The sequence below is a fragment of the Janthinobacterium sp. HH106 genome (assembly GCF_001758725.1).
Taxonomy (GTDB): Bacteria; Pseudomonadota; Gammaproteobacteria; order Burkholderiales; family Burkholderiaceae_D; genus Janthinobacterium.
In genome coordinates, this window is record NZ_LRIC01000055.1 from 1 (window position 1) to 8,216 (window position 8,216).

Sequence of the window (8,216 nt, forward strand, 5' to 3'; positions counted from 1 at the left end):
TCGGGCGCCAGCGGCAGTTTTGCCGACAAGAACGCGGGCACAGGCAAGACGGTCAATATCAGCGGCATGGTCCTGGGCGGCACGGACGCTGGAAATTATGATTTTACCAACGCCACGGCCACCAGCACGGCCAACATCAGCCAGGCCACCATCAGCGGCGTGAGCGGCATTGTTGCTGGAAATAAAGTGTATGACGGCACTGCCACGGCCAGCCTGAACACGGCGGGCGCCACGTTCGCGGGCATGATCGGTGGCGACAGCCTGAGCGTGGCGGGCGCCAGCGGCAGTTTTGCCGACAAGAACGCGGGCACAGGCAAGACGGTCAGCATCAGCGGCATCGTGCTGGGCGGCACGGATGCCGGCAACTACAATTTGACCGGCACCACGGCCAGCAGCAGCGCCGATATCAGCAAGGCCACCATCAGCGGCGTGACCGGTATCGTTGCCGGAAATAAAGTGTATGACAGCAGCACGGCCGTCAGCCTGAATACGGCTGGCGCCGCTTTCAGCGGCATGGCCGGCGGCGACAACCTGACGGTATCGAACGCGACCGCCTCCTTCAGCGACAAGAACGCGGGCAATGGCAAGACGGTCAATGTCAGCGGCATCGTGCTGGGCGGCACGGACGCAGGCAATTACAACCTGGCCAGCGACACGGCCAGCAGCAGTGCCAATATCAGCGCCAAGGCGCTGACGCTGACGGGCTTGACTGGCAACAATAAAGTCTACGACGGCACAGCCAGTGCGAACCTGACCGGCGGCACCCTGAATGGCCTGGTCAATTCGGAAACCCTGGCCTTCACTGTCCAGGGGGCAAGCTACAGCGACAAGAACGCGGGCACGGGCAAGGCCATTACGGTGGGCGGCGTGACCTTGAGCGACGGCAGCGGCCTGGCCGGCAACTACACTCTGAGTACGCCAAACGGCATGACGGGCGATATCGCGAAGGCAACGATTTCCAGCATTAGCGGTTTGAGCGCCCTGGACAAGATATATAACGGCAACCTCAACGTCAGCCTCAGTCCCGGCCAGGCGGTGATCAACGGCAAGATTGCCGGCGACGATGTGCAATTGTTCAGCGCGAGCGGTGCATTCACGGATAAAAACGTGGGCAGCAACAAGGCCGTCAATATCACGAATATCACCTTGTCCGGCAGCGATCTGGTCAATTATGACTTCCTCAACAATACGGCCAGCGCCACGGCCAGTATCACGCCCAAGGCCGTCACGCTCTCCGGTGTGACTGCCGGCAATAAAGTCTACGATGGCACGACAGCGGCAGTCTTGTCGGGCGGTACCCTGACCGGCATGGTCGCGGATGAGACGCTGGGCTTCAGCGGCGGTGTCGGCAGCTTTAGCGACAAGAATGCCGGTACCGGCAAGGTGGTGACCATCAGCGGCGCCAGCTTGCAGGATGGCACTGGCCTGGCCAGCAATTATGCCTTCAGCAGTCCCGCCAACGTGAACGCCGACATCAGCAAGGCGACCATCAGCGGCGTGACGAACGTGGGCGTCAACAACAAGACCTATGATGGCTCGGCCATGGCCACGCTCAACGGCGCGGCGACCTTCAATGGCATGGTGAACGGCGACAGCCTGACCGTGGCCGGCAACGGCGCCTTCAGCGACAAGAATGCGGGCACGGGCAAGACGGTGGCGGTCAGCGGCATCACCCTCGGCGGCGCCGATGCGGACAACTACAACCTTGCCAGCACGGTTGCCAGTGGCACGGCCAGCATCACGCCGGCGTCCATCAGCGCTATTTCCGGCATCGTGGCGGCAAACAAGGTGTATGACGGCGGCACGGCGGCCAGCCTGAATCTGGCGGGCGCCAGCTTCAATGGCATGGTGGCCGGCGACGTCCTGAGCCTGGCTGGCGGCCCCGTCCTTGGCGCGTTCAGCGACAAGAATGCGGCAACGGGCAAGACCGTGAATATCAGCGGTCTGGGCCTGGCCGGCGCCGATGCGGGCAATTACGTATTGGCCAGCAGCCTGGCCAGCACCACGGCCGATATCACGCCGGCGGCCCTGACGGTCAGCGCCACCGGCATCAACAAGGTGTACGACGCCACCACGAACGCCGTCGTTTCCTTGCGCGACAACCGTATCGGCAATGATCAGCTCAATATTGCCAGCAATGGCGCCAGTTTCAGCGACAAGAATGCGGGCGCGGGCAAGACGGTGACGGTGGCGGGCATACGCCTGAGCGGGGCGGATGCGGGCAATTACGTGGTCAACACCACGGCCAGCACCACGGCCACGATCTCGCAGGCACTGCTGACGGTGAAAGTCGACAATGCGGCAAAAGACCAGGGACGCGCCAATCCCGACTTCAGCGCCAGCTACAGCGGCTTGCTCGGCGGCGACACGCTGGCCGCCGAAGTGAGCGGTCAGCTGGCCTTCGGCACGCCGGCGACGACGGCTTCCGCGGCAGGCAATTATCTGGTCTCGGCCTCGGGCCAGGCGTCGAACAATTACGCCTTGAACTATGTTGACGGCGTGCTGAAAGTCAATCCGACGGAAGCGCTGCAAAGCGCCGTTGCGAACGTGATCGCGGCTGTTGCCGTGGCGCCGTCGCAGGGCAATATGGTGCAGGCCGACATGATCGTCAGCGGCGAGACGGCGCCAGGCAAGCCTGCCGCCGCGCAGGATGCGCCGCGCGAGGGAGAGAAGGGTGGCTCGGGCAGCGCACCGCTGGTGCAGCTGGCCGGCAACGTCGTCAGCAATGTCTTGCCAGGCCTGCGCCTGAGCGTGGTGGACAGCGGCTTGCGCTTGCCGGTTGAGGTTTCCGTCGGTACGCGCCAGGACAGTCAGTAAGGTCCGCCGCGTCACCAGATGCCGGCGCCGGAGTGCCGCTTCGTGTTTCGAGGCGGCATTTTCATGCCTTCGCATCGTCGCAACACTTTTACAATGGCTGCATCATCCTTGTTTTCCGTCAGAGGCGCAGCGCTGAACAGAAAGTACAATCGCATGACATCCCATTTCATCGGCGTGGCCGGCTTGCCACGCGCCGGTTCCACCTTGCTGTGCCAGCTGCTGGCGCAGCATCCCGACTTGCATTGCGAAGGCAATAGCTCGCCCTTGTGCAACGCCTTGCTGGGCATGCGGCGCATGGTCAGCGACGACGCTTTTTTCCTGTCGCAGCTCGACAGTACCTTCGACGCCAGCTACGGCCACCTGAAAACGGCCATGCAGGGCTTTCTGCGCGGCTGGTACCGCGATTGCGGCAAGCAGGGCGTGGTCGACAAGAACCGCGCCTGGCTGCATTGCGTGGAAATGCTGCTGCAGCTGGCGCCGGAAGCGAAGATCATCGTCTGCGTGCGCGAATTGGGCCAGGTCTACGGCTCCATCGAAGCGCAGCACCAGCGCACCATCCTGCTCGATTTTGTCGACCATCTGGCCGACTTCGACCGCCTGGGCCGGGCCGACATGCTGTTTGCCAAGGACCGCACCATCGGCGCTCCGCTGAGTTCCCTGCATGCCGTGCTGGACCTGCCTGCCGAAGTGCAGCAAAAGCTGTATTTCGTGCGCTTCGAAGACTTGATGGCGCGGCCCGTGGAATGCATGTCCCACCTGTACACCTGGCTGGGCCTGGCACCGTTCCAGATCGACCCGCACGATCTTGCCGTGGGTATCCAGGAAAGCGACAGCCACTACCGCATGAAATACACGCACCGCCAGCAGGCGACGATCAGCGCGCCCGGGCAGCATGCGATTCCGCCGCGCATCCAGGCGCAGATCGAAAGCGCCTATGGCTGGTTTTACGACCTGTATTATCCGCAACACCAACGTGCGGCAACGCCATCGGCCTGAAAACACCTGCGGCAGTGCCAATACCACTTGCCGCAGCGCTGCCGGCGCGGTATTGCCGGCAGTTGTCTTGAAAACGCCTTTTTTCTCTCTTTCCACTCTTCGCTTGCCGCACCGTGGCCGCGCCGCCTGAAGTCACTGGTATTGTAAAAAACACCGTTTTATAAAACCACTTGACTACCAATTTTCGGCGTCGCATTCTTGGTGCAGAAAGCCGACGCTTCGCTGTGCTTTCTTTACGTACAACATAAAAAGCTACTTCGATAGTTTTCGTACAACGTTCAGGAGACATTGTGAAGACACGGCAAATTAGCCGGCTGGCCTCGCCCTTGATGGCTGGCTTGCTGGGCAGCGCGCTGCTCGCTTGCGGCGGCAATTCCACCACCGAACCCCCATCGACCCTGCTGGCCGCCACGGCCGCCAGCGACAGTTGCGCAGCCTGGAGCGCCAGCGCCGTCTACACGGCGGGCCAGTGCGCCGTCTACGACGGCAAGGTATACCGGGCCAAATGGTGGGTGCAGGGCACGGCGCCGAACAACGACCAGTGGGGACCGTGGAGTCTCGATACCACCACGCCGACGCCCACCCCGACGCCTACACCCACGCCTACACCCACGCCTACACCCACGCCCACGCCGGGCGTGCCCACCAGGGCCCAGGCCGAGGCGAACGAGGCGGCGCTGACGAACAACGATTTCTTCCGCAAGGTCAAGGCGTCGATCCGCACGCTGGGCAATGCGGCCGTCGAAGCCGTCCAGCCTGGCCTGGCCGGCAATCCGCTCAACGTCAAGCGCGTCGAACGTCTGCTGCCGGCGGCGAAGTGGGATTATTATTTTGCCGCGCGCGATACAAGCTATACCTACCAGCGCTTCCTGCAAGCGGTGGCCAAGTTTCCCGCCGTGTGCGACGACTACAGCGACGGGCGCAACGCGGACGCCATCTGCCGCCACAGCCTGGCCACCATGTTCGCCCATTTCGGGCAGGAAACGGGCGACCATAACGCCAGCAGCCCGCTGCCGCAATGGCGCCAGGGCTTGAAGTATTTGCGCGAACTGGGCTGCGACGAGACGGGCGCCGGCTGCGGCTACAACGTCGAGTGCGCCGATCCCGTCTTCAACAAGGTATGGACGTGCGGCAAGAATGCCGACGGCAGCTTCAAGAAGTATTTCGGCCGCGGCGCCAAGCAGCTGTCGTACAACTACAACTACGGCCCGTTCTCGCAAGCCATGCATGACGGCGACCAGTCCGTGCTGCTGAAAAATCCCGACCTCGTCGCCTCGACCTGGCTGAACCTGGCGTCGGCCACGTTCTTCTTTGTCTATCCGCAACCGCCGAAACCATCGATGCTGCACGTGCTCGACGGCACCTGGGTGCCGAACGCGGCCGATACGACGGCAGGCGCGGGCAATAACTTTGCCACCACCATCATGATCATCAACGCCGAATGCGGGCAGGGCACGGAAAAGCAGGCCGCGCAAAACCGTATCGATTACTACAAGCAATTTGCCGCCGACATGGGCTGGGATTATTCCGGCGAACAGCTGTCCTGCGCCAACATGCAACGCTTCACCCCGGCCAGTTCCGCTGCCTACAACATCTATTGGGAAAAGAACTGGAGCGCCGGTGGCGAGAACCAATGCCAGCTGGTCAGCTATCAAACCCCGTACAGCGCCTTGCTGGCCGGGAACTACGTGAAATGCGTGGAAGCCAACTGGAATGTGAAGTTGCAGTAGCAGTCTATGCAGGACAGCCGGCCAGGGATAACAGTTGACAAGAGCCCCTCGAGGGGCCTGCAACAGCTCTCGATGTACAACCATAACGGAGACCAACACAACATGAAATCGAATGCATTATTGATGGCCCTGCTCAGCGGCGTGCTCGTCGCTTGCGGCGGCGGCCAGGAAGGCACGACCGCCACGCCAAACACCTTGCTCGCCGCCGTGGAAGCGTGCGCCGTCTGGGATGCCGCCACCGTCTACACGGGCGGCCAGTGCGTGACGTACCAGGGCGTCACCTACAAGGCCAAATGGTGGACGCAAGGCAATGTCCCCAGCGCCGCCGACCAGTGGGGCCCGTGGGCCGTGACGGATACGCCGACCCCGACCCCGACGCCAACGCCGACGCCGACCCCGACGCCGACACCGACACCAACGCCGACACCGACTCCGACGCCGACGCCAACGCCAACGCCAACGCCAACGCCAACGCCAACCCCAACGCCAACTCCCACGCCAACCCCCACGGCTTGCCGTCCGGACGGCCTGATTTCGGCCGTGCCGAATGTGCCGTATTGCAAGGTATATGACGCGAATGGGCGCGAAGTGCTGGGCAACGGCTTGAACCGGCGCATCGTCGGCTATTTCGCCAGCTGGCGCACGGGCGTCGATGGCAGCCCGACTTACCTGGTGAATAACCTGCCCTGGGACAAGATCACCCACCTGAACTATGCGTTCGCTTCCGTCGATCCGGCCACGTCGAAGATCGCCATCGGCAGCGGCGCGGCCAATCCCGATACGGGCCTGACCTGGCCCAACGTGCCGGCCGCGGCCATGGACCCATCCTTGCCGTACAAGGGCCATTTCAACTTGCTGGCCCAATACAAGAAGAAGTATCCGGGCGTGAAACTGATGATCTCCGTGGGCGGCTGGGCCGGCAGCGGCGGCTTCTACACGGCCACGACGAACGTGGACGGCAGCATCAACACGGCCGGCATCAACACCCTGGCCGACTCGATGGTGGCGTTCGTGCGCCAGTACAACTTCTTCGATGGCGTCGATGTCGATTACGAACACCCGACCACCAACAATGAAGCGGGCAATCCGAACGACTTCGCCGTGTCGAAACCGCGGCTGGCCGGACTGATGACGAGCTACAACGTGCTGCTGAAAGTGCTGCGCCAGAAGCTCGACGAAGCGGCCGTGCAGGACAATAAATACTATCTGCTCACCATCGCCGGTTCCGCCTCGGGCTGGGTCTTGCGGGGCGAGGAAAATATGTCGGGATTGAAATATCTCGATTACGCCAGCCTGATGAGCTATGACTTGCACGGCGCGTGGAATCAGTACGTGGGACCGAACGCGGCGCTGTTTGACGATGGCAACGATGGCGAATTGCGTGCCGGTAACGCCTACCAGTTCCAGAACATCGGCTACCTGAACACGGACTGGGCCTACCGCTACTACCGGGGCGCCATGCAGGCGGGCCGCATCAATATCGGCGTGCCGTTCTACACGCGGGGCTGGAAGGATGTGACGGGCGGCACCAATGGCTTGTGGGGCACGACGCCGCTGATCAGCTCCACCGTCACCTGCGCCGGCACCAAGACGTGCGGCACGGGCGCCACCGGCATCGACAACGTGTGGTACGACCTCGATACACAAGGCAAGCCCACGCCAGGCGGCGGCAATCCCATCTGGCATGCGTTGAACTTGCAAAACGGCATCGTTCCAAGCTACCTGGACGCGTATAAAGTCACGGACAAGGCGCTGGTGGGCACGTATGTGCCGTACTACAGCAGCACCATGGTGGCGCCGTGGCTGTGGAATGCGACCAAGAAAGTGTTTATTTCCACGGAAACCACGCAGTCGATCGCGGCCAAGGCCCAGTACATCGTCAACAACAATATCGGCGGCGTGATGATCTGGGAAATGGCGGGCGACTATGCCTGGGATGCCACGCGTAATGGCGGCAAGGGCGAGTACTTCATGGGCACCACCCTGACGGACGTGCTGTACCAGGCCTTCCGCACGGCTGGCGCGTACGGCAACAAGCGCGCCGAAATCGCCATGCCGGGCACGGCGGCCAACGTCAGCATCACCCTGGGCGGCTGGAAGCTGGGCGACAACAACTTCCCCATCAACCCGGTGATGACGGTGAAGAACAACACCACATCGACCCTGCCGGGCGGCACCGTGGTGGAGTTCGACTATCCCGTGTCGGCACCGTCGGACATGAGCGACCAGTCCGGCTTCGGTTTGACGGTGATCAATGCCGGCTACACGGGGCCGAACAATATCGGCGGCTTCACGAAGAACTACAACCGGGCCCGCTTTGCGATTCCCGCCTGGCAATCGCTGGCGCCGGGCGGCTCCGTGGCGCTGACCCTGAACTACCGTTTGCCGATCTCGGGACCGGCCAACTACACGGTCACCGTCGGCGGCACCAAGTATGCCTTGACGCAGGAGTATCCGGAACTGCCGGTGGCCTTGCCGTAAGTTGAATCCGGCAGGGTAAACAGAAAAGGGCGGAATCGAGGTTCCGCCCTTTTTTCGGGGTCAGACCCGTCGGGTCTGACCCCAGCCTTTGCTTCTGGGTTGTTTCAGCTTAAAACCACGTCTCCACCTGGAAACCATAGGAAGTACCGCTGGTATTGTTGTTGTAGATCGGGCCGCCGTTGTTCGACGCAT

Annotated in this window: 4 protein-coding genes; all 4 read left to right on the forward strand. The window is 62.3% G+C overall.

Features of this window, described 5'->3' with window-relative positions; translation table 11 throughout:
• Positions 1-2,817: YDG domain-containing protein (locus JAB8_RS29590; protein ID WP_254679561.1), on the forward strand; the 2,817-nt coding region annotated here is incomplete at its 5' end.
• 153 nt (positions 2,818-2,970) lie between these two features.
• Positions 2,971-3,813: a sulfotransferase gene (locus tag JAB8_RS20910; RefSeq protein ID WP_070219214.1), complete on the forward strand. Its 843-nt coding sequence runs from the start codon at positions 2,971-2,973 to the stop codon at positions 3,811-3,813.
• Between the two features lie 290 nt (positions 3,814-4,103).
• Entirely contained in the window at positions 4,104-5,543 is a 1,440-nt protein-coding gene (locus JAB8_RS20915) for a glycoside hydrolase family 19 protein (RefSeq protein WP_240453583.1), read from the forward strand.
• A gap of 102 nt (positions 5,544-5,645) precedes the next feature.
• Complete coding sequence (locus JAB8_RS20925; RefSeq protein ID WP_071654446.1) at positions 5,646-8,024, forward strand: glycosyl hydrolase family 18 protein; 2,379 nt, start codon at positions 5,646-5,648, stop codon at positions 8,022-8,024.
• Positions 8,025-8,216: the final 192 nt, after the last annotated feature.